We start from the raw sequence: 852 nt of genomic DNA, 5'->3' as shown, positions 1-852 counted from the left end.
CTCTGCGGGTCAAGCAGGATGCAGGGAGCTTGTCCTTCGGGACGATAGAGCCGTCTTGGGCAAACATCTCAGGGTTGGTCGCTCTCCGGGAGCGGTCCATGGCTCGGTTGATGCGCCGAAGCTCTATGTCAATGCCCTTCACTTTATCCGCAAGCTCGGTGAGCAATACAGCATTGTCGCCAACGCTTGCAATGGTTTGTGGCCCGATGTCATGACCAACTCTGCCGTTTCCCATAGGATGCAGGAGTTCGCCAGTCTCGGGCTTTACCTTCATCGGAGGCAATCCATCCATCGTGAGCTGCGCGAAGTAATGCCAACCGCTGGCATACCATCGGCGCTGGATGCCGCAATAGCGGATTTCCCTTGTCATCGCCTCACGCTGGTAGCCATAGGGGTCTTTCTCATCGAAATGAACCTTGAGCTTCATCCCGTTGAAATGAACGAATCCATCGGCGCAGCGAATTCCAGAAGCATTTGTTTTCGCGGTAATCGTCGTAAACTCGCTCCATTTGGAGAAGTGTACCTGTTTCCCGTTTCCGAAGATGAGCTTTTGGTAGCCATCCCACACGGAGGCAGAAATCTTCTGCGCCACATGGACCGGGATGAGGTAGCCTTTGCCGCCTTTCCCCCGGTAGTGCTTTCGGTACTTGTTGACCTGCTTCTCAAATTGGTATTTCCCGAATCCAGCATCAGAGAACATCTCGTTCCTACGTTCGCAGAGGGCCTTGACGAGAATCGCATCCTCCGCAGCGTAAGCATCTGCCAATGCTGCTTGGTTGGCTTTCCAATCTTTCCGGGATGTAAGGTTTTCGTACTGCTTTCTCTCGTAGGCAATTAAATTGTTCTTGATAT

1 pseudogene is annotated in these 852 nt (G+C 52.7%); it reads right to left on the bottom strand.

Annotated features, from left to right (window positions below):
* A pseudogene (locus JQM68_RS13600) lies at nt 1-852 on the bottom strand (hypothetical protein); the annotation flags it as partial.

The organism is Oscillibacter valericigenes (assembly GCF_021531435.1).
Lineage (GTDB): Bacteria > Bacillota > Clostridia > Oscillospirales > Oscillospiraceae > Oscillibacter > Oscillibacter valericigenes_B.
This window is presented reverse-complemented; position numbering and strand designations above follow the sequence as displayed.